This is a genomic window from Budvicia aquatica DSM 5075 = ATCC 35567, assembly GCF_000427805.1.
GTDB classification, from domain to species: domain Bacteria; phylum Pseudomonadota; class Gammaproteobacteria; order Enterobacterales; family Enterobacteriaceae; genus Budvicia; species Budvicia aquatica.
The window spans coordinates 147936-174043 of record NZ_ATYS01000001.1 but is presented as its reverse complement, the minus strand read 5'-3'; the positions used below and the strand labels follow the sequence as shown (position 1 = coordinate 174043).

Genomic DNA, 26108 nt, shown 5'->3' with positions numbered 1-26108 from the left:
GGTATAGGCTATTACTGTAGGAGTAAGTCCGCTCGCTGACTATAAGCTAAATCTACTTGTTATTATGAGCTGTACTCATTAATCAGCTGGGCGGATTAATCAAACTGGCTAATAGGGTTCTGTTTGATTCTCCCTATTAGCTACGGTAGCGCAACGCATCAATCAGCAGCGCAAACGCCGGCGTATGCTGCCTGCGGCTCGGATAGTAAAGAAAATATCCGGGAAAGAGCTCGCACCAGTCTGCTAAAAAACGTACCAGCTTTCCGCTTTTTAGCTCTTTCTGCACCGTATCTTCAGGTACAAATGCCATACCTAAACCGGCCAATACCGCTTTCATAATTTGCGAATTAGAATTTAATATCAGTTGCCCTTCAACCCGCACCCGCAACGGTCGCCCTTCTTTTTCAAATTCCCATGCATAGACACCGCCCAATGTAGGCAGACGCAGATTAATACAGTTATGGTGTTGTAAATCTTGTGGCGTGACTGGATGAGGCTTACCAGCCATATAGGATGGCGTTGCCACCACGGCCATGCGCATATCGGGTCCGATACGCACGGCGATCATATCTTTGGCCACCTGTTCACCTAAGCGGATTCCGGCATCGTAGCGTTCTGCAACAATATCTCTCAGGCCGTAATCAATGGTAATTTCAACTTTAATATCGGGGTATTTGGGCAGGAATTTTTCTATCGCCGGCCAAAGCACCGTTTGTGTCGAGTGTTCTGCGGATGTAAGACGAATTGTCCCGCCCGGGCTCTCTTTTTGCCCGCTTAACAGTGATAAGCCTTGTTCTATTTCGAGCAGTTGGGGGTCAATCCGGCTAAGCAGTTGTTCTCCGGCATCGGTTGGTGCAACGCTGCGCGTGGTTCGGGTTAATAGCCTGATACCTAAACGCTCTTCTAACCCGCGAATAGCATGACTTAGTGCTGATTGAGAGATACCCAGCTTAGCGGCAGCTCGGGTAAAGCTTTTCTCTTTTGCCACCACGGAAAAAGAGATCAGATCGTTGATGTTTTCTCTTAGCATTAATGAATATTCCTCATAAGTCCTAGCTCACTTTACTACCTAGTCACACAACCCAACAAGCTGTAAATTCATGGGTAACACAGGTTTATCAGAGTCCTTATTTGCCGTACAACCAGAGGAAACAAAAATGAAAATTATACCTAATGGCACACAACCCACGGTTGAAGGTCCACAAAGCTGGTTTACCGGTAAGGTACATATCAATTCCCCTTTTCAGGCCAGCGAACCTGCCCGGGTGGGTGGCGCAACGGTAACCTTTGAAGCCGGAGCCCGAACCGTGTGGCATACCCATCCTTTAGGACAAACGCTATTAGTCACAGAAGGTAAAGGTCGAGTACAAGAATGGGGAAAACCAATTCAGCAGATAACTCCCGGTGATATAGTCTGGATCCCAGCAGGCGTGAAACACTGGCACGGTGCCGCGCCGGACTCAAGCATGACCCATATCGCCATTGCCGAGTCGTTAAACGGCAGCGCCGTTGAATGGATGGAAGAAGTCACTGCCGGGCAATATCAACCATAGTAAATCCCCCCTTTGCCATAATGAAAAACGCCTGAACAAATTCAGGCGTTTTAGGGATTACACAAGTTTATATCTAAACATTACGCTATCAACCAGCGTTGCTTAATTAGTAGTCAATGCCATCACGAATCAATGGACAGGTCATACAGTGACCACCGCCACGACCGCGACCCAATTCACTGCCGACAATTTCAATAACTTCGACCCCCTCTTTACGTAATTGAGTATTGGTTTTGGTATTACGATCGTAAGCCATTACCACGCCCGGAGATAACGCAACCATATTGTTGCCGCTATCCCACTGCTGACGCTCAACGTCATAATCATTACCCTCTGTTTCAACCACACGTAATTTCTTCAAGTTAAGTGCGCCTGCAACGGCTTCAACAAAGGTTCCTTTGTCTTCACTGAGTTTCATTCCGGTAGGACCATCGTCCGGACGCAGTGAGAACGTCTTAATCTGATTAACAATGGTCGGATACAGAGTGACCACATCGCGATCGCAGAAAGTGAACACGGTATCCAGGTGCATTGCGGCTCTTAAACGAGGCATTGCAGCAATCATCACCCGCTCAACGTCTGATTTTTTATTGGCAAAAAGCGCCGCGGCTAACTGAGTAATCGCCTGATGAGAGGTTCGTTCACTCATACCGATCAGCACCGTTTTATTACCGATTGGCATCACATCACCGCCTTCTAAGGTTGCGGTACCGTGATGTTTAGTCGGATCTCCCCACCAGACATTAATATCACTGTTCGCGAAGTCTGGGTGGAATTTATAAATTGCCGTGGTCAAAATAGTCTCTTCATGACGGGCCGGCCAGTAAAGCGGATTCAACGTCACGCCGCCATAGATCCAACAGGTTGTATCACGGGTATACAGCGTATTTGGCAGTGGTGGTAATAAGTACTCGGTAATACCTACTGCCTGACGGATCAATCTTAACTCTTCGTTATCGCAATGGCCTTCTTTCGCCAGTTCGGAAGTCGACAATCCGCCGATCAATACTTCCGCCAGAATGCGCGGAGCAAGTCCGTCTAAAAAGCTGCGGGTTTCACTAAGGATACCCAGCGAAACTTCATCGGGAACAATTTGCTGATCTAAGATCCATTTACGCGCGACCGGATTCTCTAAAGTTTCCGCCAGCAGGTTGTGCATCTCAACAACATCAACCCCTCTTTCACGCATTTTAGTCATGAAATCAAAGTGATCTCGCTTAGCGCGTTCAACCCAAAGTACATCATCAAACAGTAAATCATCACAGTTAGATGGTGTTAGTCGGTTATGAGCCCGGCCTGGAGCACAAACCATAACTTTATGAAGCTTCCCTACTTCAGAATGTACACCATAAGGGCGAGTATTATTTTTGTTCATAAATTTAACCTCTGGATTTAGATAGTTATTGCACCTGTAGCAATGCTGTAAATTGCAACAATCGCTGCGACAATGATGATTGCAAAAATGGTTCCTTCTACAACGTTAAACGGTTTTTGATGTTGCTCACGTTTGGCGATTAAGTAGAAAACAGTGCCCGGGCCGTAAATAATCGCTGACAATAAGATGTACTTCAGGCCACCGGCATATAGCATCAGTAATGCATAGAACGTTGCCAAAACGGCAATCGTCAGGTCTTTCTTATAATCTCGGCTGTCTGTTTCATAAGTTTCCTTGGTGTAGGCCAACTTGACGCCATAAGCGGCGACTAATAGGTAAGGAATCAGCGTTAATGAGCTGGTTAACTCAAGCGCTAATTGGAATGCATAGTCACTAAAGAAGGTCAGGATCAAGAAGACCTGAATGGTGATGTTGGTTAACCAAACCGCAACGTGTGGTACGTCTTTGTCATTCTCTTTAGTAAAGACATTGGGCATGCTCTTACTTTTTGCTGCGGAGAACAGAACTTCAGCCGCCAGCAGTGACCACGATAAATACGCGCCTAATACCGAAATAATCAAACCAACGCTGATAAATATTGCCCCCCAGCGACCGACAATGGCTTCCAGAATACCGGCCATCGATGGTTGGCGTAGTGCAGCAATATCAGGACGTAACATTACGCCGTACGACAGCATAGTCACCAGAACCAGCAAACACAGTACGCCTAAGAACCCGAGTACCGTTGCGATACCAACATGTTTCCGCTCTTTGGCATAGCGAGAATAGACGCTCGCACCTTCAATCCCTAGGAACACAAACACAGTGACCAGCATGGTACTGCGAACCTGTGACCATAAGGATTCAGGCTCAACGCTTGGCTCAATGGCCAATGCCGCATGACCGACATAACCGTAATCATTCAGGTGTGACAGATCGGCCGGAGCACTTGGCGGCGTTCCCCAGAAGTTCAGCGCGAAGATGTCAGCTTTAAAGGCAAACGCCAGTATGATAACGAAACAAAAGATAGGAATGATTTTGGCAAAGGTCGCGATGGTATTTATCGCCGCCGCGCTTTTAACTCCGCGCAACAAAAGAATATGGAAAAACCACAAAATGACCGATGACACGGCAATAGCCAAAAAGGTATTTCCATCACCAAATACCGGGAAGAATGCCCCCAGCGTTGATTTAATCAGTATGAAATAAGAGACGTTACCGATACAGGTACCGGCCCAGAACCCTAGTGCAGCGATAAAACCAAAATAGTCACCAAATCCGGCTTTGGCATAGATAAAAACGCCGGAATCCAGTTCAGGCTTGCGTTGAGCTAATGTCTGGAAAACAAACGCCAACATTAACATACCACTACCGGCTATCAGCCAGGCGATAAGTGCTCCACCACCTCCCGTTGCACGACCAAAGGTCGCAGGTAAAGAAAATATACCGGCACCTATCATTGAACCAACAACCAGTGCCGTTAGCGCATATAAAGAGAGTTTACTCGAAGTTGAATCACTCATAATTGTTATCACCTTATGGATAGACGTTATGATGAAAAAGGTATCAAAACCAACAACATTAATTGCACGTGTAGTTATAGTTAGAAGTATAGTTACAATTAAAAAAAAGCCAGTTAAGTTGAATAAAAAAAGCGATGAAATAGAGGTTTAATAAGGGGGTGTGGAAACAAAAATCAATAAAAGCAAGGTGTTAATAAAACTATTAATTTTTTATTACATTGATATCACAAAATAATCTAAGGGAAATTTGACCGGTGATTTTAAACGAAACCACAACATCGATAAAATTTTAATTGATTGATTTTATTTAAATAATTAGATTTATCGTGTTCTTACACCCTCCCATTTCTCATTAAAATAATCACCTTTTAAAATAATTCGGAGTATGTTGATAACGCTCCATTCAATAGTGTTGCACACGTTACCCATATTTTATTTTACCTTTAACTTTTTGGTCGAGTTTAAATATTGATAAACGTGTTTATTTTGCAGCATTAATATAATTTTTTATTTTTTACCATTACGTGATTTTGGGAGCAAGGTGTGTTGGATTGTTTTTGGCAATGCTGGTTAAGTAAAATAAATCCCATTAATATAATAATCAGCCTAATTACTTCCCTTATCATTCGCTGGCGAATGGCCCGAAGGGGGAATGAAGCGAATCATCCAGCCCTTAAGCCAAGTATTTGTTGGTGAGTTAAAACCTGGATCCCCGTTTTCACGGGGATAACGACATCGTTAGATTACATGATGATTCGCTGTGCTCATCCTGCGGACCATATGTTTGCTTCGCCTACGACTTGCGCTCTCGCTTTCGTAAGAATGGCGAAGATGAAGACTTTTCGTCATTCCGTTGAGAAACGGGATAACAAAGGAAGATGTTTTAAGAACCATTACGTTTAATTAATCATCCCATTTCGGGGCTAATCCGTCCGGGCTGACTAAACGTCCGTTACGTTCCAGCGCCGCTATTTGTGCCATATCTTCATCTGTCAGCTGTAACTGTGATGCCTGTAAGTTACTGGCTAAATTTTCACGCTTTGTTGACGAAGGAATCACTGAATAACCTAACCGCAGCGCCCAAGCTAAAGTAACCTGCGCCGGCGTTGCCTGATGGCGTTTTGCAATGGCATTAATCACTTTATCTTTTAGCACATTACCATACGCCAGCGTCATATAAGAGGTGATATGGATCCCCTGTTGCTTGAGGAACGCGACAAGCTTAGGATTTTGTAAATACGGGCTTAGTTCGATCTGATTGGTGGCAATCGCCTGTTTACCAACCACGTCAATCGCCTGCTGAGTCAGCTCAATATTAAAGTTTGAAATACCAATTTGTTGGGTCAGCCCTTGGGCCTTAGCGTCGGCTAACGCCGTCATAAATTCTGTAACCGAAATACCGTTACCCGGCGCAGGCCAGTGAATCAGAGTGAGATCAACATAGTCAGTGCGTAGTTTTGCCAAACTCTCTTTAAGGCTGGGAATCAATTTATCGTGAGCGTAATTATCTAGCCAAATCTTGGTGGTGATAAACAGTTCATCACGCTTAACCCCTGACTCGGCAATGGCCTGACCGACTTCAGCTTCATTGTTATAGATCTGGGCGGTATCAATAGCGCGGTAGCCGACATCAAGGGCATTACGCACTGAATCAATAGCAACCTGTCCGTCCAAACGGAAGGTACCAACGCCAAAAGATGGAATACTCATTTGCTTCTCCTGCTAAACCTGAATGGCACTGTGCTTATACACAATGGTCGATGGAATCTGGTAACTTGCTAGAAAACAACGTTAATAGAGACCCGATTGGCGCTATATTGCCATTCGGATATTTTCAGAAAAAGGAGGGAATCTGCGAAAGATAATTGAGTTAACTGCAACAATACCCATCTTCGAGTTTCCACAAAACTATAAGCGTTTAATAAATTTAACCTGTCCGTCTGGCTGAAGTTGGCTCTCGGTCCATCCGGTGTAACGGTAAAAGCCGTTAGCCCGAACCGCCGTATTACTGTCCGTTTCTAGCCAAACTTCCCGGCACCCCATTTCAGCTAACCATTTTTCAGCGGCGTTCATCAAACGCCGACCAATTCCCCTGCCTTCAACCTCAGGTTCAACAAACAGTGCAAAAATAGTGGCCTCTTCAGCATCCGCCATGGCAAATGCTGTTACTTCACCGTCCACCTCGGCAACCCAGCCCCGCCCTTGGCCGATCAGCATTTCAGGTAATGATTCAGGGGTAACCCCGATGGCTTTAAGCTCATCGAGGGTCATTTTGTTTTCATTGACGCTCATTCGAACCCGAAACATTGCCGGTACGTCTGCCGGGTTAGCCAATCTAATCTGCATAATAATCTTTTTAAATCAACAACGTTAAATCATCAGTAATCATAAAGCAGGAAAATATCGCCTACCTTATGATCAATATTATTGTGTATTAACGAAGCGGCGGTTCGTTAAAGGTCCGTAGCTTACGTGAATGCAACCGGTCACCTTCAGCGATAAGCAAATCAATCGCCCGAATCCCAATTTGAAGATGCTCGGAGATCGCTCCTTCATAAAAATGGTTGGCCTGCCCCGGTAGCTTAATTTCACCATGCAGCGGCTTGTCGGAAACGCAGAGCAATGTGCCGTAAGGTACCCGGAAACGATATCCCTGAGCGGCAATCGTTGCACTTTCCATATCAACAGCCACCGCGCGGCTAAGACTAAAACGCAGCGCCGAAGCAGAAAACCGCAATTCCCAGTTACGATCGTCAGATGTAACTACCGTACCGGTACGCAGTCGCTGCTTAACTTCTTCACCGGGTATGCCGCTGACGGCCTTAGTGGCGTCATACAGTGCGCGCTGAACTTCAGCAATGCTAGGAATCGGAATATCCGGTGGTAACACGGCATCCAGAACGTGATCGTCTCGTAAATAAGCATGAGCCAAAACATAGTCGCCAATTGACTGACTTTCACGCAGGCCGCCACAGTGGCCAATCATCAACCATACGTGTGGCCGCAGTACCGCTAAGTGATCGCAAATGGTTTTGGCATTAGACGGGCCAACGCCAATATTAACCAGCGTAATTCCCGGACCGTCCTTTTTGATCAGATGATAGGCCGGCATTTGGTGCTTTTTCCACGCCAGGTCTGACGTTGTTCTTTCCGGATCGGCATTCTCTGCCGTGATATAGGTGCCACCGGCACAAGATAACGCTTGATAAGGACTATTTGGGTCGAGAATTTGCTCGCAGGCCCAGCTAACAAACTCGTCAACATAACGGCTGTAGTTAGTGAAAAGAATATAGGGTTGAACGTGTTCAACCGGCGTACCGGTATAGTGTTTAAGCCGGGCAAGGGAAAAGTCAGTACGCAGGGCATCAAAATGGGATAGCGGGAAGCTTTCGGTATCTGGGTCTATTCCGTCAGTTATGCCATCACCAATTTTAGCTAAGTCGGTGGTCGGAAAGTGCTGGGCCAGACCGGCGGTCATCGAACGGTTAAGAATCAGGTCTGAGCCATCGATTACAAAGGGATATGGCATCTCTTGTTGTGACGGTGTCACCTCAAATTTAGCACCATACTCATTTTCCAGCAGCGTAAGCTGTTCTGTCAGGTATCTTCTGAACAGTGCCGGTCGGGTAACGGTTGTGCTGTAGTGTCCGGTACGAACAAAACGCCCGAAGGCACGGGTGCGTAAACGCTCTTGGAACTGCCCGTCCCAGGTGACGCTGATTTGGGGATAAGTAAACAGTCCATTAGCCCGAGCAGCAACATCCGGCAAAGTACCCTGATTAACAAAATCACTAATGGCCCCGCGTAGTGCTGTCAGTGCACAATCATAAAGCGCTTCAAGTTTATCCAGTGCCTCAGCCGTTGTGAGTTGTTGTTTATTCAAAATAATATCTCCATTAAACGCCTGATAAAGGCAGCCTAATCATGGTAAACAGCAAGCATAGTCGCGCTATAGATGATTAGCCATTCGGGCTTGTGGTTAGTTACTCTATCGTTTGATTCACGTTAACACCATATTATTACCGTTATGTATTTCATTAAATGTCAGTTATTGCGCTCAAACACACTTTAAATTTCATATGCATTATATTTGACATCATATCTACCCTGCGTATATATGCCTACGGGACTTATCGGTGCCCTGTCCATAGAAGGAAGCGATGCTAGCGGTTTGAACAGGCGATGGTTTATGCCAATGTTATTGGCAGCGATTTAGGCCCTAAAATTACTCCCATCGGCAGTCTGGCAACCTTACTTTGGCTGCACGTTCTGGCCCAAAAGAATATGACAATTACTTGGGGATATTACTTCCGTGTCGGCATTATCATGACGCTGCCGGTATTATTAGTCACCCTGAGCGCACTGGCTTTCCGTTTGTCTTTTATACCCTATAAGCGTCACACCACGCAGAGAATATTAAAGAGGCGATTTAAATGAATAGCATCACCATTTATCACAATCCGGCCTGCGGAACATCCCGTAATACGCTGGAATTAATCCGTAACAGCGGCATTGAACCGACGATTATTCACTACTTAGAAACTCCGCCGGACCGGGCTACGCTGGTTAAGATTATTGATGATATGGGCACCGGCGTTCGCGGATTATTACGCCCGAATACCGATCCATATGTGGAACTAAAGCTTGATGACGCGAAATGGACCAACGATCGGCTTATCGATTTTATGCTTCAGTACCCTATCCTGATTAATCGCCCGGTGGTTATCACCAAGCTGGGAACTCGCCTTTGTCGGCCTTCAGAAGTCGTGCTGGATATCTTACCCGACCCGCAAAAAGGGGCATTTACTAAAGAAGATGGTGAACAGATAGTTGATGCGAACGGGCAGAGAATCATAAAGTAATGACATTCGCCTCAATCAGTTGCTGATTGAGGCGATTAGCGGTGCTAATGGATTTATTTAATCCGCTGTCCGATCATCATTTTCCGCTCATCACTGTCCGACTATAACTACCGGCTATAACTACACGCCAGAACGAAAAACCAAGGCTGGCCGTTGCTGAATAAACTGTTCCAGCAGTTCCTCGGTCGGGGCCGCATTAATCGCACCCTTTTGCGTTGTTGCCAACGCACCGCATGCACTGGCGCGGCTAAATATTGTCTGTAACTTCAACTCGTTCAGTTCGGGGCCGACTTTAGCCAAAGCCGCTAGCAGACCGGCCATAAAGGCATCACCGGCACCGGTGGTATCAATACTGTCTACCTGATATCCCTTAATATGGAATTGCCGGTCCTGCCATAAAATCAGGCAGCCTTTAGCACCATATGTAATCACTTTAAGCCGTGCCGGATATTGTTGCAGAAACTCAATAGCAGGCTGTTGATTGTCGGTACCGGTCAGCCAATGCAGCTCTTCATCTGAAAGTTTCAGAATATCAGCCAGCTCAACATAGCGTTGAATCGTCCGGCGCATTAGTGCGGCGTCAGGCCACATCTGTTCACGCAGGTTAACGTCAAAGCTCAACAGCCCACCTGCTCGATGAATATCCTGTATTGCTTTATCTAATGTTTGACGGCAGGTTTCACCAACCAACGCCAGTGAGCAAAAGTGCAGAATATCGGCAGCCATACTCGGCAGATTTTCCTGCGACAGAAATTGGTCGGCCGACGGGTTGACTAAAAATGAAAACTCGCGCTCACCGTTATCATGCAGAGCAACCACAACGGTACTGGTTTTATGCCGGGCATCAAACTCCATGGCAGAGGTATCAACGCCGATATCTGATAACGTCTTTTGTATAAAATGACCAAAGGGTTCGTCACCAACCCGCCCGATAAATCCGGCCTGCTGCCCTAAGCGAACCACACCGGCAGCGACATTGACCGGCGCTCCGCCGACACAGGCCTGATACTGCATATTTCCCTGCGGTAGCAGATCAACCACCGCATCACCTAATGACCAAACTTTCATTTACTCTCCCTGCGTTAACCGATGGTAAACAAGGGATAATCTAACACTAGACAAGCGTTGGAGGACAATTCATTTTGCCCTCCTGTTTATCATTTTGAGTTTATTTCCTTATTTCTGAACCCACCAACGTTCACAGGCAGAAATACTTGCGGATTGTTGGCTATTTTAGCCATTCAGCTTAAATATTCATCATGCTTTATCAGCCTGACATTATTGCTAATCTTTCATTAATTGTTATGATATAACATATCAATTGCATTTTACCTTAAGGACATAAGCCAATGAATGAATATATAATCCTGATGACATACGCAGTGGTCATAGGCTGTGGAGCAACGATAATAATGGATTTGTGGGCCATTATGTTAAAGCGCTTTTTTGGCATATCTTCCCTCAATTATGCCATGGTAGGTCGCTGGATTGGCCACCTGCCTAAAGGGTATTTAGTTCATCAAAATATTGCTCAATCATTACCAATAAAGCACGAGAAGGCCTTGGGCTGGCTGGCACATTACCTTATTGGCATCGCCTTTGCCGCTCTGCTATTGGTGATATATGGCCTGAACTGGGCAACTCACCCCAGGCTGTTACCGGCGTTAATTATCGGAATTGTAACGGTATTAGCTCCCTTTTTTATTCTTCAACCCGGCATGGGGGCTGGAATAGCGGCCTCTAAAACACCTAAGCCCAACGTGGCCCGTTTTCGTAGCCTGCTTGCTCACACGGCTTTTGGTTTCGGGCTCTATATTAGCGCTGGCTTAGTCGCCATTTTATTTCCGCTTAGCTAAAAAGTAACAATGCGGCCCCGGTCTCTGTGAAAATAACGTTATGAACCTGCTGAATAATCAGGTAGTTTTGGCGTATTGATTCGTTTGTTTAAACCATAGCTATCTTAGTGACACTGTCACTAATGTTGGCCATTTTAAATGAGGTTCAGCGTAGTATGAGTACCAGAGACAGGATATTAGCCCTCTGCGTGGTGATTGTCTGGGGTGTGAACTTTGTCATTATCAGATTTGGTTTGGACGGGATTCCCCCTTTTTTACTCGGCGGGCTTCGCTTTCTATTTGTATTATTTCCGGCGCTACTGTTTGTTCCATTCCCTAAAGCTCCGCTCAAACTGCTGGTCATGTACGGGCTGGCGATGAACTTTGGTCAGTTTGCCTTTTTGTTCAGCGCGATAAAACTGGGAATGCCCGCTGGCTTAGCGTCTCTGGTGCTTCAGGCTCAGGCCTTTTTTACGTTACTGCTGTGTGCGTTGTTTTTCCGCGAAAAAATCAGAGCCAATCATGTGTTGGGGATCGCCGTTGCCGGCGGTGGTATCGCCGTTTTAGCTATGGGCCAGGCCCCTGCTGCTAATATAACCGCCCTGGGTTTTATTCTGACGCTGTGCGCCGCCCTATCTTGGGCCAGCGGTAACTTGGTGAATAAACGTATCGGTAGTGTCTCTCCCAACGATCGTATCCTTAGCGTTGTGGTATGGAGTGCGGCCATTCCCATTCTGCCATTTTTTGTCTGTTCTTATTTATTTGAAGGACCTGACGTTATCGTTAGCAGCCTGCTAAATATCGACCTTAAAGGCGTTTTCTCAATTATCTATCTCTCCTTTTTGAGCTCAATATTTGGCTATTCAGTCTGGGGCAATTTACTGTCGCGATATGAGACATGGCGGGTTGCACCGCTGACTTTACTGGTTCCCGTTGTCGGGCTTGCCGCCGCGTGGATTGTATTAGACGAAACCTTATCTATAGCTCAGATCTCCGGCGCCGTTATGGTGATGGTTGGCCTGCTGATTAATGTATTTGGCGCGCTTATCAGACGCCCAAGAAAGCCGTTATCATCTCAATAATGCACCAAAAAAAAATAGTAAAACGGGCACCTATTATGGTGCCCGTTTTACTCAGACTGCTGACAAACGCCCGGACATCAGCGTTTTGCTCTTAAAAAGCTTAAACGTAGGGAAAGAATTACAGGCTACTTCCTGTAGCCTGCCCTTTGGGCTAACACTCTGTGTTGTTCAAAGCCGTTCCCTACGGCTTGTCCGTTGGGGTCGTAGCTGCGTGAGCAGCCGGAGCGCCCTTATATCTTGATCTCTTTCCTCACCGGAGAGATGACCCCCAACTGATCATTGGGATGTCATGGATGAGATTGTGAGCGCCCGTGGGTTTTAAGCCTGTTTCCTAGATTAATCCCCCATGACATATCTCGTCGCCTTAACGACCGAACGGTATCTTGTGCCTCGAGCACGTATTCTATAAGGGAGGTCATGGCGATTTATTATGTTCTTTATAGGGCTATCACTATGACAACGCTGACTTCTGTGGGTATTGATATTGCGAGTAAAAAGTTTGATGCAACTATCTGGATTGAGGCGAAGAAATATAAAAATAAGGTATTTGCCAATACTCCCGACGGATTTCACGCTTTCTTGCTCTGGTTAGCTCCTTATGGTTTGCCATTGGCTACTTTTATTCATGATGCCGGCTATTTAGTCAGCGTTGAAAATCCAGCCAGAATACATGCCTTTGGCCAAAGTGAACTTATCCGCAATAAGACTGATAAAGGGATGCTAAAATGATCGCCCACTATTGCCGTCTTCACAATCCTCCTGAATGGAAACCAGCACCCCATCGTACAGGGTTTAATTCAAAGGAGCATTTCGGTACTAGAGCAACAAATCAAAGAAACAGAACAGGCAATCAAAGAGCATGTCGATAACGATCCTGATTTGAAAAAGAATAAAATCTTATTGGAATCGATACCGGCGTAGGGGAAGTATTAAGTACGACTTTGCTGGGATATGTGGGAGATATGTCGAGATTTAACAGCAACAAGGCACTAGTTGCCTATGCAGGACTTAATCCGATATTAAAAGAATCAGGCATATGGAAAGGCCAAACGAGATTATCCAAGAAAGGGAATGCAATGTTACGAAAGGCTCTTTATATGCCAGCACTCGCAGCCCTGAGATATAATCCCGTTATCTTAGCGTTATGTAATCGATTAAGAGAAAAAGGAAAACGGGGTAAATACTTAGTGTGTGCCGCGATGAAAAAACTACTGCAACTGGCTTATGGTGTCTTAAAATCGGGTAAGCCATTTATGGCCAAAATACCGTTTGCCAGATAACTAACAAGGGGTCCGCTTGGAAAGCGGAAAATATCCTACGCTAAGCCTGTTTTTTGTACATACCACTATCCACTGAGCGTAATGAACGGTATTTCCCCAGTACCAGCTTAAGGTTTGTCCGCCAGACGTAATGCCGGGTCTCTACCCTGGATCAGACCACCGAAAATCAGAGCAGAGAAATCGAGGCTGCCGGTTTTACCGTCCGGCCCCAGCGACTGATTGAAGAACATATCAGCGGTTCGGTTGCTGCCGGTGAGCGACCAAGCTTCACCCGACTACCTGATCGCATGGAAAATGGCGACGTACTGATTGTTACTAAACTTGACCGACTGAGGCGCAATGCGATGGATATCAGAAAAACAGTGGAACAACTGGCTGCTTCAGATATTCGCGTTCACTGCCTCGCGTTGGGCGGAGTTGATTTGACAAGCCCTGCAGGAAAAATTACCATGCAGGTCATCTCTGCTGTCGCGGAATTTGAAAGGGATCTGCTGTTTGAGCGTACGCACGCTGGTATTGCACGAGCAAAAGGAGCCGGTAAGCGGTTTGGCCGTCCTTCTGCAACAGCAACTTACTGTGATTGCACGTATCAACGCTGGGGTCAGTATCAGCGCCATTGCTAGGGAATTTAATACTACCCGACAAACCATACTCCGGGTAAAGGTAGGGCAGAACGAATCCTGACAGTAAAAATAAATTGAACTTGAAAGGCAGCTTTGTGCCAACAGCGGAAGTTCGTCACAATTCGTATTTTTCCGGATATTTCCTGCAAAACGCCCCCTTTGTTATATACCCATTAATATTTACATTAACTTTATTAGCGGGCATTGCCGGTATTAGTTTACAGGATTAAACAAAAGGAAGAATGGATGAACATTTTTTTACCGAAGTCATTGTCAATTGTGTGTACCACGCTGCTACTGACGGCTTGCTCTGGCATTCGTGACCAATCTGAAAAATCGTACGCCTATCGCGCTGAACATAGCGTCGCTTGGAATATCATCAATGCATCCGGTATGGACCTTTATAGCGACGCCTTGGTTAGCCAGTCTCAAAGCAAGATGTTCAGCCGCACGGATTATGATTTTGTTTTCCCTACAGTGGGAAATGATAAATTAAATGAAGCGACATTGTCCTTAACCCCGTTGCTGCAACATCGTGCCACGGGTATGAGTGTGGAAGATTGGCAATCAAATGGGATCCTGGCATGGATCCCCACCGAACTGGCAACCACACCCCAGGCGGCTTCACTTGTGCTCTCAGATAAAATAGAAGCTGCTGTTCTGGCTACCTTAAATGAATCTAAACGCAAATTTAGGGTTAGTAAGGGGGCGGGATACAATAACTGGTTAGGAAAATACGTTTTTCAAACCAATGCTTCACGCTTTCTGGTCGTTAAATTTGCAGATAAAGATGCGGGATGTGAGCTTCCAAAAGATGATTATTTCGACCCTGCTCGCAAGAATAGTCCGACCTGCACCTTTTACACAAGCTTCCACGACGCAGAAAAAATTGTCCGCACTCCTGACCTAATAGGTTCAAATGCGACCGGAAAAAGTTATTTCATAAGACACGATGGTTTAAATGGAAGTTTCCTCAGCCCGGTATTTAGAAACAGTGCTGATCATTCCGATGCAGAAAATGAGCGTATGAATTATGCCTTCATACAACAAGTCAGTAGCCATCTTCCTGCGTGGGTAATTCTTTACCTATCACCTCATGAACATGAGGGCTTGCCTGCCGTTGCATTTCAGCAAGGGAAAGTGCATTTTTTCTTTCGCGAAAAATAAAGCAAATCAACAGGTGATCTTAATGTCTGCTCGCTTCACGCCCTGAGACATTCGACAAGCTTTTTATGGCCTAAGTAAAGGCGAGTGTCGCGCTTCGAGTGCCAGCAAATATTTCGCTTCGTCGTAGCGGGTTCTGGTCTTCCAGCAGCGGTAAATGATCCTTATCCATTTAAACGCCAGAGCCCGGATGGCTGATTGATGCGATTTCCCTTTTTCTCGCTGGCCCTGATAATAAAGTCTGGCCCAGTATGATGAGTTAACCGTCTTGGCAGCCCATTCAACAAAGGTCTGCCTGACGAACTTTGCACATTGCCATCGCCAGTGAACCCAGGATTTCTGGCCACTTCGCGCTGTCACCGGTGCAATACCTGCATAGTTTTGAATTTCTTCAGCGCTGTTAAACCGGTCACGGTTATCACCAAGTGCAGCAAGCATCCGTGGACCCATACACGGCCCTATGCCCGGAAGTGATTTGAACAGCCCCGCATCTGGCAATGTGTCAAACAGCGTTTCGATTCGTTCGTCATAGGTTTTGATGATTTCACTCACGACTTTAATTTGTGTCGCCAGTGCTGTTGCCATTAAAGCATTAGCCTCTATAACACTCGAGTCTGTAGTCAATGGGATCGCGTTATCAATACTCGCCACACGTTGCTCGGTAAGGGCCATTGCGCGGCCACCTTTGGCATTCAGAAAGTTGCGGATCGTGTCGCGCCTGGCACGTTTCAGTTGTTGCAGACTGGGCCACCGTATAATCAGTTCACACAACAGTAAGCTCCCCCGATGTGAGAACCACTCCAGTGGCTGAGGATAATACTGTTTAAGCGTGTTGATTATCCGGTTCACAAAGCGTCGCTTATCTTCAACCAACTGACGACGTTGCTCAGCCGGTTGCTGAAGCAACCGGATATCCGCATTGTCGGGTTCAATGGCTTTTATATTTTGGGGATAGCGTAGCATTAACTCTAATGTCAGCTCGGCATCCTGCGGATCATCTTTAGCGCCGCTGGGCGAGAAAGCTTGCCGGTAACGAGCCAGAGACAAAGCGTGGACAGGGAAAACGGTGATAAACGGATATTTCTGAAGAGCATATACCACGGGCCCCTTCTTCAGCTCGAGAGCTATAGCGATCCTGCCTTTTACCTTCTGGTGTAACTCGGTAAGCCAGACATCAAGCGCTTCTACTGTATGTTCAATCACATGGAATACGCGTTCGCCGTTTTTAAACTGAACACAGACATCGTGTTTTTTATCTGCCCAGTCCAGACCAACATGTGCAGCAAATTGATTAGTCGTAGTCATCACCAACTCCTTTTCATCGGGGATTGGTATGCATTCCACGCTCTTCGAAAGAAATATAGCCAGCAGTTTATCTGCATGCCCTGAGTATTCGTTAGCGAACGTGGAGCACCTACTGGCTCGAAAGAAAAGCGGCGATCATCACGTGATTCTCGCTCAATATTCGTAACCAGTAGGCGCATACCCTGAATCACTTTAAAGTGTAATTATCAGGGTGCGAATGACTATACCTCGCTCAGATCTGCCTGTCATGTCTGCTTAAGAAATGGCCTTAACATAGGATATTTTCCGTTTTCCAAGCGGCCCCCTAACAAGACGGTATCTCGGCCGCTAGGAAAAACCAATATTCCGATGCTAACTATGCGGACGAAATTCGCGCTGAAATCAAATTAAACCACTGTGTCATCACTCTGAGTAAACAACCGTTAGAAACTATATTTCATACCAACTAATCCGGCTGTATCACTGTAGCCATCGCCGCCAAGACGCTGAGAAACATTGCTCCACACGCTAAACTGCTTGGTTAATTGCCCTTCAACACCCAGTTTTAGCTCACCTAAATCACGGGTTCCTTTCTGTTCGACTTTGACACCGTTTAAATTAGCGCCAAAAGCTTTGGTATTATGAATCCAGTTAGTCTCAATAAATGGTTGGAAGATACGATCTTTACCTTCATCAATCGGGTGATACCCTTGAAGATAAGCTCTCACCCCCAAACGAGTCATAATGTTTCCATCACCACGACCAGAAACCGTAGTGGTCATTGCCTGAGCGTTATTGCCTTCAGTATGGTCGTCTGCACTGACGTTCATCCATACCACCTGAGCCTGAGGTTGAATAAAGGCTTTTTTGTTTTCCGCCTGATTATCCATAATCTGGAAGGTATATCCGGACTCTAATGACAACACGACACCATCAGAATTATACTTTTCAGTGCCGATATACTGCCCCTGAATCTCATTGTTAAACCAGTTATACTGCGCCCAACTATCAACATAGAGGCCAGTTTTATCAATATTGTTGCTATACCAGGTACCGTAAACGCCGGCGCTATAGCCATCAACTTTGCCTCTGGTTGAATAACCGGTAATTCGTGAATCACTATTGCTGTCGGCCTGGCCATAGCCAAACATCAAGCCCAAATGACCGCGATCTAATCCGTCGCTACTCCAGTTAGCAATTTCACCCCCCCCGTGAACAACCACCCGGTTAGTCTGGGTTTGCATCTGCCCGGTTGAATCGCGAGAGCGGGTATGCCCACCCACAATTCTCAACCACATGCTGGTCGGGTGTTGAGTTTGGCCTCGAAGTGAATCGGTATACTGCGGCTCACCCAGACGATCGTGCAATGAATGGGTAAATAAGGTATTCGCCATGGCCAGATTAGCCGAATAGGTAGCCGCTTCAGGTCGGAATATCTCTACGGGTTTTTCTGGTATTACCGCAGGCTTATCCACTTGCGGATCCGGGGTAGTAACATCGCAGGAACCCTGCCCGTTAACACAGCTCGATGTCAGGTACCAATTTTTATTGGTGTCGGCCTGACTACCGCGAATTACGTCGTATTCATAGGCACCGGCAACGATCCTGTGGTTCTGTGCTTTATAAAACTCACCGTCAGACTGCCCTAAAACGTCGATAATCTTAATGCCGTTTAACGTCTGAGCACCGCCGCCACCGGCGTTGATAACTCTGATATACCCGGTTCCTGACGTATCGCCGTTAACCACTAATTGATCGGTTGCAGAACCATCGTCGCCCAGTAGCGTGTTATACACAATTTCACCGCCGTCTGAGTGGTAGTTACCCTCAATAGTCAGCAGGTTATGAGTGTTACCACGGGCAATCTCACCGGTATGAAATTTGATAGTACCGGCATTGGTGATATCGCCAGTAGTCTGGCGATAACCGGCTAAGTCTAGTATTCCGCCCTGAGCAATGTCATAGATTGAATTAGTGCTGAATGCATTATTTTCACCGGCCCGTAAAGTGCCGCCATCATGAATTTCGGTCAAGCCGCCGTAGGTCTGTTGGTCATTAAAAATAGTCACGCCATTGTGCGCCACAACCGTGCCGGTACCCCTGAGTAAATGAGTAAACTGATAATCATTTTCTGTATGGTTAAACACCACCCGGCCATCACCGTCGCCGAAAACAATTTGATTGGCATTCACCGTTCCGGTAGTGGCTGCAGCGCTATTTTCAGCCGCACCAAAATTCAGTATTCCTTTAGAGCCGGCAAGATTAGCAATAGTCAGTTTGTCACCAACATTAACAACGCCATTGTCGGCAACGGTCAGAATCCCGGTACCCGCATTGCCCAGCGTAATATTGCCACGGTTATTCCAGGCGGAATCCATTCCGGTCACGGTAATCGTGCCGGTATAGTTAGCAGTTAAACCTACGCGACCAAGAACGTTTTCTACCGTTCCGCCATTTGAAATAATCAGGTTGCCGTTAGCCTGATTACCTACAATCATATCCTGCGCGGCTTGCCAGAGTGAATCAGGGCCGGTAACGTAAGCAAAAGCATCACCACCGTTCTGGTGGCCGACTATTGCCTGACCGGGGAATTGCGTTCCACCGCCCGGCGCAGCCGATGTATATAACTTAGCGCCATCTTCAACCAAAAGGACTCCGGCACCGTTTCCATAGATATTAAGGTTGCCATAGTGGGTCAGGACGGAGTTTTCTCCGCTAACGGTAACGGTTTGAGCGACGCCATTATTGCCGCGGCCAAAAATAATTCCGCCATAAATGGTCGCCTCGCCGCCGTGACTAACGGTCATATGCCCTTCACCATAAAGCATAGAAACCCCGGCCCAGCCGGTAGAATTTAGTTGGTCAGTACCTAATAGCAGACTGGAACCGACACCGCTGACCGTAACTGAACCATATGACCCTTCCGCACTTGCAATACTGAAGCCCCTGGGGGTAACCACTGTGCCGCCATTAAGTACCGAGAGCTGACCTGAACCGGCGTTACCTATTTTTATAACGGTCTGATTACTAGGATGTTGTACATCACCATAAAGATTACTCCAGGTAGAACCCGCGCCGGTGACAATGACTTCGCCATTAGAGCCGGCGTTATTGCCCAATATAGTTGTCAGCGTCGATGAGTAGTTAACCTCACCGCCATTTTCAATCACCAACTTACCGCTGCCGTCATGACCAATATACTGACCAACCCCGTCCGTCGTTTGAGCCGATACCGCCGTGCCCAACGTCAGCGTATTCCCTTGGCCTACGGTTAATGACGCCTCAGAACCGGGTGCAATTCCCACTCCCAAATTAATGCTGCTGCCTGAAGTATCGAGTACCACGTTACCGTTATTAATAACAGTGCCATTCACCTTGCTAGGTAAGATATTCAGGCTCCAGTTATCCTGATTACTCCAGTCAGAAGATATGCCGCCTATCCACTCATTTGTCGCCGCCTGTACCCCTGCCACATTGGCATTAGCGACAATAGCTGCAGTAATTAGCAAAGAGAGTAGTTGTTTAGATGGTGGGTTTTTAGGTGACGCAAATGCGTGTTTATTATTTTTCATAACAAAGCATCCTTACTGATTTCCATATGAATGTGATGCAGTAATATTTTCCAATTTTGCATCACTTAATTTTAACTTTATGCATTAATTGTACTTACCCATAGGTGACAAATATAGGGAAGGACATTTTAATGGTAAAAAATAACATCATAAATTGGTGTTTGAATAATAATTAAATACAATTATATGTGTTGTCACCTTTAATGTCAGATTCGGCATCAGGATGATAGAAGATGATGAACACTGAAGATGGCACGATTAAACAAAAGGATGACTAACTTGTCAAGATCAAATAATCGATCTATTGGCTTAACGTTTTTTATATAAATAGAATATTATATCGTTATTTTTAAATAAGTCGATCAAATAACTCATTTGAGTTCAGTGGTAAGATTTAACACAATGCTTTTATTGCCAATGCGTGTAATGACTATTTATATAAACATATGTAAAGTTAAATTAGACTGTGATGGCGTCCAGATTATAAAAGTAAATAAGCTTAAAATTTAATTTTATTAAAAAAGTGTTTCTATAGCGTTAATTATTAGGTTTAAAGACTTCCATTTTGAAGTGATTATAACGCAATTGAATTATTTACTTTTACTTTAATCATTAAAATGTTGTCATCAATCGAAACCACCTAATCATCTTATAAATAAAATGAGCGTTTCGGTAAACTCAGTACCATATGATATGGCGGATGTTTATGTAAGATCGATTGATGTTAAAAATCAACTAAAATGCAGTAAGTAAGCCTCTTGGAAAAAAATATCGCTATTGAAGTACATTGCCCTGCCGATTCGTACTGAAGCTATTTTAACAATCCGATAAAATATCACTAGGCTAAACGTTACTAAGTACCCTGTTCAGAATTTCCCATACCTTAGTAAAGGGGCTACGGATACTATTTTTAACTACCATACTTCAATTTTAAGAGAAACATTCCAAATCATAGCGTTAGCTTAATAATTCCAACCCATTGTTATCGATATGTGAGCAAGGTTGCAAATGTGAAACAAAGTTTCATTTTAGCAACTTTTGCATAACAATTAACTTTTACTCCTACCCTATACTGATCGCGAACCCTATTTTGGTCAGCAAACCAAAATTTATGATTTACATCCGTTTAATCACTATATGAATTGATATTAAAACAATTCATATAGTGATTAAACGGACTTAGTAAAGGAGTAACTCAGCGTGTCTAATCGTCCTACAATTTATCAAAACTTTATCGATGGTCAGTTTCGTAGCAGTGCCGACCATATTGAGGTTTTTAATCCTGCAACCCAGGCTCTGTTATCCCACAGCCCGGCATCCTCTGCCTCAGATGTTGATGATGCGCTAAATGCAGCCAGACGCGCTCAGGCCGGCTGGGCACGCAAGCCTGCTATTGACCGCGCCCGATATTTAAATAAGATTGCGGCAAAACTGAGAGAAAACGTTAACCTGTTAGCTCGGACCATTACGTTAGAACAGGGTAAAATATCTGCTTTAGCTGAAGTTGAAGTGAACTTTACCGCTGATTACCTTGACTATATGGCTGAGTGGGCACGTAGAATTGAAGGGGAAATTATCCCCAGCGATCGGCTGAATGAAAATATTTTTCTGTTCCGTAAACCATTAGGCGTAGTCGCCGGAATTCTCCCCTGGAACTTCCCTTTCTTTCTGATTGCCAGAAAAATGGCACCGGCATTAATCACGGGTAATACCATTGTGATTAAACCAAGTGAAGAAACGCCGAATAACTGTTATGAATTCGCCAGACTGGTCGCTGAAACCGATCTTCCGGCCGGTGTGTTTAACGTTGTCGGTGGCGCAGGCAGCGTCGGCGGGCAGTTATCAGCCAGTACTCAAGTTGATATGATCAGCTTTACCGGCAGCGTTGGCACAGGGTCTCGCATTATGGCTGCCGCAGCACCGAACCTTACCAAGCTTAATCTGGAATTAGGCGGAAAAGCGCCGGCCATCGTTTTAGCCGATGCGAATATCGATTTAGCCGTTAATGCTATCCGTAATTCACGAATTATTAATACCGGACAGGTTTGTAACTGTGCAGAGCGTGTTTATGTTGAACGCAGCGTGGCCGATCAATTTATTGATAAAATATCTCAGGCTATGGCTGCAACCCGCTATGGCGATCCTATTGCTAATCCGGATATTGAAATGGGGCCATTGATTAATCAGGCTGGCTTGAATCAGGTAACACAGCGCGTACAAACCGCGATAAAACAAGGCGCAACGGTAGTCACCGGCGGCGCTGTGGCTGATTTAGGTCAAGGTTATCACTATCAACCGACCGTTCTGACCGCTTGTACTCAGGATATGGAGATTATGCGAAAAGAGATCTTCGGGCCGGTATTACCCATTCAGATTATCGATAGCCTGGATGAAGGTATCGCACTGGCTAACGATTGCGAATATGGCCTTACATCGTCGATCTATACTGAAAATCTCAATAAGGCAATGCAAGCCTGTCGCGAAATTGACTTTGGTGAAACCTATATTAACCGAGAAAACTTTGAAGCCATGCAGGGTTTCCACGCCGGCGTTCGTAAATCCGGCGTTGGCGGAGCCGATGGAAAACACGGCCTGTATGAATATACCCACACCCATGTGGTCTATATTCAGTCTTAATATAATGTCGATAAAAAACCCGCAGCCGCGGGTTTTTTGTTGCTTAATCATGACGACTAAGATGCAAGAAGCCTCATAGCAGATGCATTGACAGATGATTCTTTATTCCGCAATCATCTCTTTAATGTCATCTTTGTTAATCTGGCGCCGATCGCCAGCTTTATCGGTATAACTCATCATTCCGGTATCTTCATCCAGCTCAGGCTTACCCTGTGAAACAATGACGTCACCGCTTTTGGTGGTCATGACATAATTACTGGCACAGCCGGTCAGAACGCTTACCATGATTAATCCGGTAAACAACATAGCTAATTTCTTCATCATTATTTTTCCTCTGATTGATTAGCACCTTAAGTTTATAAAAGGTACACCTACCACTATAGGCTGGTTGTTAAAGGCAAATGTTGCATTTATGGTTATTCTTCCAGGCGGATTGAATAGACTGTGAGCTGATACTGGTCGCCATTAGCATCCAGACTACCTGTTGCAGCAATGTGCTGCCCGGGCGAATAATTCATCAATATTTGAATTCGAGGATCAAGGCCAATAAGCTTGATTTGTGAGCCCCGATATTTGCCGCTCTCTACAAGTATAGTCAGAACAGCCGCATCTTGCCCCTCTGGCGTTGATTCCGACGTTGCCGGCTGAGTGACGGAACCCGAAATGGTGGTTAATACTACCGACCGGCCTTTCTCTTTTTTGCGCGTAGTCGTCGGTTCTTGGTTATCTGACATGATGGTACCTGCCGTTGATATTTTTTAATTGCCTGCGGGCTATCGTTACACAATGCCCCTACCCGTTATTCAATTAGCCGCATCCCTGCAGCCAACGTCACTACTGGCTATCTTGCCATAATGAGATATATCTTTCGCATTCCACCCGATATACCGCACTCACCTGAGGGTTAATAAGCGACCTGTAGCCCTCATCTTTGGTCAGACTAAAACGCACGCTCATACCACACTCAGCAGATAGCTGCCGGGGGGCATCCATTACGCAAAACTCAATGCCTTTCAGCATAAGCTGTTTCTTTAATAAAATAACACCCAGAGGCGTATAAAAAAGAAATTGGTAATCAACGGGATTCATCTGTTATATCACTTAATGATTTTCTGCTTGCCAAGGTGTAGATAAAACCGACTGCCAGCACCAGTACAATGCCAATAATCACAATAAGCTTGCCGTTCTCAGTCGGGCCTGCCGGGCTTGAGGCAAATGAGAAGTTATGAGCGAATGCAGCACCGACTAACATACCCAGCACGCTAATCGCTGCATCTGAACTTCCCTGCCCGGCACTAATCAATTGACGCAGAGGACAACCGGTAATAAACACCCCACATAGCCCGACTAAAACCATAGATAAAAAATTCCATAGTCCGTCAGTATGGGCAATCGGCTGATTATCAAAGCTGATATTAAATTTGCCTAAATAGAGATTGCCAATAATGACAACTAGGGTTAACGCCAATATGCCGAGCGCCATATTATAGTTACGCGACAGAAATATATTTTTCGCCATACCAATAAAACAGAATCGAGTCCGTTGAACAATAAAGCCAATGACCAGACCGGCAAGTATTGATAACCAAACTGGAGCATGACTTGCCCCGGGACCTTTTTCACTGGCAGTAAATATTTGGCTATCCCAAAGGAAAATCAGCAATGCAACCAGACAAATAATGGGGAATAACACGCCTTCTATTGATGATTGCTTATAGCTTCTTGGCAGTGAGAATCCTTTTTTAATAAACAGGCTACCAATACCAATGCCGATAATAAGTCCGAATAATCCAATAATGGCATTTAAGTCACCGGCACCAATGCGCAATACCATGCGTAAAGGACAACCTAGAAAGACTAAGCAGCCAATCATCATTAAAAAGCCCAATGTAAAACGTATTATCGGCGCAGAACCTGCGCGGGCGTTGAATTCTCTGAATAAAATTGCGGTAGCGAATGCACCAATAACAAAGCCAAATATTTCGGGTCGTAGATATTGTACCGTTGCGGCACTATGAAGATTCAAACTTCCTGCACTATCTCGAATAAAGCAGGCGACACAGACGCCCATATTGGGTGGATTACCGGAAACTCCTAACGTTAATGCAATAAGACCAATAGCAAGACCTGATATAATTAATATCCACATTCTAGACATTTTGATTCCTTTATGGGCAGGAACAACCTGCTCACTTTCCCATTAAATGAATCGTTATTTTATCTTGCATCCTCGGGGTCATCTAATAACTGAGTCACAGAATGAATGGTCAATAATCATTTTGTGGTAATAATATAATATGAATAACTTCTATTTATTGGTTGGTTAAAATCATTATATAGGTTTAGATATAAATGATTCGACCAGACAGTTCGGCTATTGCCACCATATATACTGAATTCACTTATATCCAACGCCTTTAACCGACATATTGTCTAAGCCTGTTTGAGTAAAACCGCTTAATGTCATTAATACCTTTTCTGAAGCCCGCCCACAGAACCCGTCCTGCAGCTCTGTGGAGTAATGTGATCGGCCTACTGACGACTATTGCGACGTATAGCCGCCATCAACCAGCACTGAAGCACCATTAACAAACGTAGCCATATCCCCGGCAAGAAACAATACGACGTTAGCCACTTCGTTAGGATGACCCAAACGGCCCTGAGGATGTAACTTAATCAGCGCATCTTTCTGTTCAGATGTTAGTGCACTAAGCAGTGGCGTATCAATGTATCCCGGGCACACTGCATTAACTCTAATGCCTTTTGCTGCGTAATCTGCCGCGAGGGTTTCAGTTAACAGCTTAACGCCGCCTTTGGCCGCAGCATAGGCGGTAACATGTTGCTTACCCACAAAGCTATGAATCGACCCGCAGTTAACAATAACGCCACGCTGCCCGGCGTTTAGCCAATGGCTGATTGCCACTTTGTTGCTGAGAAATACGCCCGTTAAATTAACATCAATCGTCTTTTGCCAGTTGTCCACGCTTAGTGAGTCTATCGGCCCATCGCGGGCAATTCCGGCGTTGGCAAAAAGAATATCTAACCGTCGGAACTGACGAAGCGTCTCGGCCAACATATTTTCCTGATCCTGTAAGCTTGTTACGTCAGTTTTTACAAATCGGACCTGATAACCTTTTTGTTGCAGGGATAGCGCAATATCCGGCCCTTGTTCGCTAACATCAGCAATCATGACCGAAGCCCCATGCTGTGCAAATGCTTTGACTGTCTCAAGGCCTATTCCACTGCCCCCGCCGGTCACAATAACCACTTTTTCGGCAAAATTCATAATGAGTCTCCTGTCAGGTTAAAAGCAACATC

Annotated in this window: 22 protein-coding genes and 2 pseudogenes; 10 read left to right on the top strand and 14 right to left on the bottom strand. The window is 45.4% G+C overall.

The genetic code is table 11. The annotated features are described in order from the left end of the window. Nucleotides 1–136: 136 nt before the first annotated feature. Complete coding sequence (locus YWE_RS0100775; protein WP_029092801.1) at nt 137–1030, bottom strand: LysR family transcriptional regulator; 894 nt, start codon at nt 1028–1030, stop codon at nt 137–139. A 127-nt stretch (nt 1031–1157) separates the two neighbouring features. Between YWE_RS0100775 and YWE_RS0100770 the strand changes: the two genes are divergently transcribed. Further along, nucleotides 1158–1553 (top strand): (R)-mandelonitrile lyase, encoded by a 396-nt coding sequence (locus YWE_RS0100770; protein WP_029092800.1) that lies wholly within the window; start codon nt 1158–1160, stop codon nt 1551–1553. Between the two features lie 106 nt (nt 1554–1659). Here YWE_RS0100770 and arcA read toward each other — a convergent pair whose 3' ends face one another. From arcA to YWE_RS0100740, 5 genes are all read right to left on the bottom strand, one after another. Continuing rightward, a complete protein-coding gene (gene arcA, locus YWE_RS0100765) occupies nt 1660–2928 on the bottom strand; it encodes an arginine deiminase (RefSeq protein ID WP_029092799.1) in 1269 nt (422 codons plus the stop codon). 17 nt (nt 2929–2945) lie between these two features. Beyond that, nucleotides 2946–4451: an amino acid permease gene (locus tag YWE_RS0100760; RefSeq protein ID WP_029092798.1), complete on the bottom strand. Its 1506-nt coding sequence runs from the start codon at nt 4449–4451 to the stop codon at nt 2946–2948. A gap of 903 nt (nt 4452–5354) precedes the next feature. After that, complete coding sequence (gene dkgB, locus YWE_RS0100750; RefSeq protein ID WP_029092797.1) at nt 5355–6161, bottom strand: 2,5-didehydrogluconate reductase DkgB; 807 nt, start codon at nt 6159–6161, stop codon at nt 5355–5357. Nucleotides 6162–6359: 198 nt separating this feature from the next. Beyond that, entirely contained in the window at nt 6360–6797 is a 438-nt protein-coding gene (locus YWE_RS0100745; RefSeq protein ID WP_029092796.1) for a GNAT family N-acetyltransferase, read from the bottom strand. An 88-nt stretch (nt 6798–6885) separates the two neighbouring features. After that, nucleotides 6886–8334, bottom strand: a complete 1449-nt coding sequence (locus YWE_RS0100740) for an AMP nucleosidase (protein WP_029092795.1) — start codon at nt 8332–8334, stop codon at nt 6886–6888. Between the two features lie 237 nt (nt 8335–8571). On the opposite strand from YWE_RS0100740, the pseudogene YWE_RS0100735 reads away from it, so the two are divergent. Together YWE_RS0100735 and arsC are read left to right on the top strand one after the other, a co-directional pair. Then, nucleotides 8572–8888 (top strand): annotated as a pseudogene (locus YWE_RS0100735) (ArsB/NhaD family transporter); the annotation flags it as partial. After that, nucleotides 8885–9313: a glutaredoxin-dependent arsenate reductase gene (gene arsC, locus YWE_RS0100730; RefSeq protein WP_029092793.1), complete on the top strand. Its 429-nt coding sequence runs from the start codon at nt 8885–8887 to the stop codon at nt 9311–9313. The pseudogene YWE_RS0100735 and the gene arsC, both read left to right, overlap by 4 nt. Nucleotides 9314–9433: 120 nt before the next feature. Here the strand turns inward: arsC and YWE_RS0100725 are convergent, their stop codons facing one another. Then, nucleotides 9434–10381, bottom strand: a complete 948-nt coding sequence (locus YWE_RS0100725) for an aminoimidazole riboside kinase (RefSeq protein WP_029092792.1) — start codon at nt 10379–10381, stop codon at nt 9434–9436. A gap of 281 nt (nt 10382–10662) precedes the next feature. Here YWE_RS0100725 and YWE_RS0100720 point away from each other — a divergent pair, with 281 nt between their 5' ends. From YWE_RS0100720 to YWE_RS0100695, 6 genes and pseudogenes are all read left to right on the top strand, one after another. Continuing rightward, entirely contained in the window at nt 10663–11169 is a 507-nt protein-coding gene (locus YWE_RS0100720) for a DUF2938 domain-containing protein (RefSeq protein WP_029092791.1), read from the top strand. A gap of 155 nt (nt 11170–11324) precedes the next feature. Then, entirely contained in the window at nt 11325–12230 is a 906-nt protein-coding gene (locus YWE_RS0100715; protein WP_029092790.1) for an EamA family transporter, read from the top strand. Nucleotides 12231–12683: 453 nt separating this feature from the next. Further along, nucleotides 12684–12959, top strand: coding sequence for an IS110 family transposase (locus YWE_RS31300; RefSeq protein WP_227659945.1), 276 nt, complete (start codon nt 12684–12686; stop codon nt 12957–12959). 170 nt (nt 12960–13129) lie between these two features. Continuing rightward, nucleotides 13130–13510, top strand: coding sequence for a transposase (locus YWE_RS31795; RefSeq protein ID WP_428829252.1), 381 nt, complete (start codon nt 13130–13132; stop codon nt 13508–13510). Nucleotides 13511–13656: 146 nt separating this feature from the next. Next, nucleotides 13657–14194 (top strand): annotated as a pseudogene (locus tag YWE_RS26180) (recombinase family protein). Nucleotides 14195–14379: 185 nt separating this feature from the next. Next, on the top strand, nt 14380–15300 hold the full coding sequence (locus YWE_RS0100695; protein ID WP_029092789.1) for a hypothetical protein: 921 nt from the start codon (nt 14380–14382) through the stop codon (nt 15298–15300). Between the two features lie 63 nt (nt 15301–15363). Here the strand turns inward: YWE_RS0100695 and YWE_RS0100690 are convergent, their stop codons facing one another. Together YWE_RS0100690 and YWE_RS0100685 are read right to left on the bottom strand one after the other, a co-directional pair. After that, complete coding sequence (locus YWE_RS0100690; RefSeq protein ID WP_029092788.1) at nt 15364–16602, bottom strand: IS110 family RNA-guided transposase; 1239 nt, start codon at nt 16600–16602, stop codon at nt 15364–15366. Between the two features lie 422 nt (nt 16603–17024). After that, nucleotides 17025–20153, bottom strand: a complete 3129-nt coding sequence (locus tag YWE_RS0100685) for an autotransporter outer membrane beta-barrel domain-containing protein (RefSeq protein ID WP_051323108.1) — start codon at nt 20151–20153, stop codon at nt 17025–17027. 1200 nt (nt 20154–21353) lie between these two features. On the opposite strand from YWE_RS0100685, the gene aldA reads away from it, so the two are divergent. Beyond that, nucleotides 21354–22790, top strand: coding sequence for an aldehyde dehydrogenase (aldA, locus tag YWE_RS0100680; protein WP_029092786.1), 1437 nt, complete (start codon nt 21354–21356; stop codon nt 22788–22790). Between the two features lie 102 nt (nt 22791–22892). Here the strand turns inward: aldA and YWE_RS0100675 are convergent, their stop codons facing one another. The 5 genes from YWE_RS0100675 to YWE_RS0100655 all read right to left on the bottom strand — a co-directional run bounded on the left by YWE_RS0100675 (nt 22893) and on the right by YWE_RS0100655 (nt 26076). Then, a complete protein-coding gene (locus tag YWE_RS0100675) occupies nt 22893–23111 on the bottom strand; it encodes a YgdI/YgdR family lipoprotein (RefSeq protein WP_029092785.1) in 219 nt (72 codons plus the stop codon). 95 nt (nt 23112–23206) lie between these two features. Further along, a complete protein-coding gene (locus YWE_RS0100670) occupies nt 23207–23524 on the bottom strand; it encodes a hypothetical protein (RefSeq protein ID WP_029092784.1) in 318 nt (105 codons plus the stop codon). A 100-nt stretch (nt 23525–23624) separates the two neighbouring features. Beyond that, nucleotides 23625–23879, bottom strand: a complete 255-nt coding sequence (locus YWE_RS26175) for a putative Se/S carrier-like protein (protein WP_051323107.1) — start codon at nt 23877–23879, stop codon at nt 23625–23627. Then, nucleotides 23866–24948 (bottom strand): YedE family putative selenium transporter, encoded by a 1083-nt coding sequence (gene yedE, locus YWE_RS0100660; RefSeq protein ID WP_029092783.1) that lies wholly within the window; start codon nt 24946–24948, stop codon nt 23866–23868. Before yedE ends, YWE_RS26175 begins: the two co-directional genes overlap by 14 nt. 384 nt (nt 24949–25332) lie before the next feature. After that, nucleotides 25333–26076, bottom strand: coding sequence for an SDR family NAD(P)-dependent oxidoreductase (locus YWE_RS0100655; protein ID WP_029092782.1), 744 nt, complete (start codon nt 26074–26076; stop codon nt 25333–25335). Between the last annotated feature and the right edge of the window lie 32 nt (nt 26077–26108).

What these genes read in the sequence shown, in the direction of transcription:
- YWE_RS0100775 (WP_029092801.1), bottom strand. Translation starts at nt 1,030, where the DNA reads ATGCTAAGAGAAAACATCAACGATCTGATCTCTTTTTCCGTGGTGGCA.
- YWE_RS0100770 (WP_029092800.1), top strand. Translation starts at nt 1,158, where the DNA reads ATGAAAATTATACCTAATGGCACACAACCCACGGTTGAAGGTCCACAA.
- arcA (WP_029092799.1), bottom strand. Translation starts at nt 2,928, where the DNA reads ATGAACAAAAATAATACTCGCCCTTATGGTGTACATTCTGAAGTAGGG.
- YWE_RS0100760 (WP_029092798.1), bottom strand. Translation starts at nt 4,451, where the DNA reads ATGAGTGATTCAACTTCGAGTAAACTCTCTTTATATGCGCTAACGGCA.
- dkgB (WP_029092797.1), bottom strand. Translation starts at nt 6,161, where the DNA reads ATGAGTATTCCATCTTTTGGCGTTGGTACCTTCCGTTTGGACGGACAG.
- YWE_RS0100745 (WP_029092796.1), bottom strand. Translation starts at nt 6,797, where the DNA reads ATGCAGATTAGATTGGCTAACCCGGCAGACGTACCGGCAATGTTTCGG.
- arsC (WP_029092793.1), top strand. Translation starts at nt 8,885, where the DNA reads ATGAATAGCATCACCATTTATCACAATCCGGCCTGCGGAACATCCCGT.
- YWE_RS0100725 (WP_029092792.1), bottom strand. Translation starts at nt 10,381, where the DNA reads ATGAAAGTTTGGTCATTAGGTGATGCGGTGGTTGATCTGCTACCGCAG.
- YWE_RS0100720 (WP_029092791.1), top strand. Translation starts at nt 10,663, where the DNA reads ATGAATGAATATATAATCCTGATGACATACGCAGTGGTCATAGGCTGT.
- YWE_RS0100715 (WP_029092790.1), top strand. Translation starts at nt 11,325, where the DNA reads ATGAGTACCAGAGACAGGATATTAGCCCTCTGCGTGGTGATTGTCTGG.
- YWE_RS31300 (WP_227659945.1), top strand. Translation starts at nt 12,684, where the DNA reads ATGACAACGCTGACTTCTGTGGGTATTGATATTGCGAGTAAAAAGTTT.
- YWE_RS0100695 (WP_029092789.1), top strand. Translation starts at nt 14,380, where the DNA reads ATGAACATTTTTTTACCGAAGTCATTGTCAATTGTGTGTACCACGCTG.
- YWE_RS0100690 (WP_029092788.1), bottom strand. Translation starts at nt 16,602, where the DNA reads ATGACTACGACTAATCAATTTGCTGCACATGTTGGTCTGGACTGGGCA.
- YWE_RS0100685 (WP_051323108.1), bottom strand. Translation starts at nt 20,153, where the DNA reads ATGAAAAATAATAAACACGCATTTGCGTCACCTAAAAACCCACCATCT.
- YWE_RS0100675 (WP_029092785.1), bottom strand. Translation starts at nt 23,111, where the DNA reads ATGAAGAAATTAGCTATGTTGTTTACCGGATTAATCATGGTAAGCGTT.
- YWE_RS0100670 (WP_029092784.1), bottom strand. Translation starts at nt 23,524, where the DNA reads ATGTCAGATAACCAAGAACCGACGACTACGCGCAAAAAAGAGAAAGGC.
- YWE_RS26175 (WP_051323107.1), bottom strand. Translation starts at nt 23,879, where the DNA reads ATGAATCCCGTTGATTACCAATTTCTTTTTTATACGCCTCTGGGTGTT.
- yedE (WP_029092783.1), bottom strand. Translation starts at nt 24,948, where the DNA reads ATGTCTAGAATGTGGATATTAATTATATCAGGTCTTGCTATTGGTCTT.
- YWE_RS0100655 (WP_029092782.1), bottom strand. Translation starts at nt 26,076, where the DNA reads ATGAATTTTGCCGAAAAAGTGGTTATTGTGACCGGCGGGGGCAGTGGA.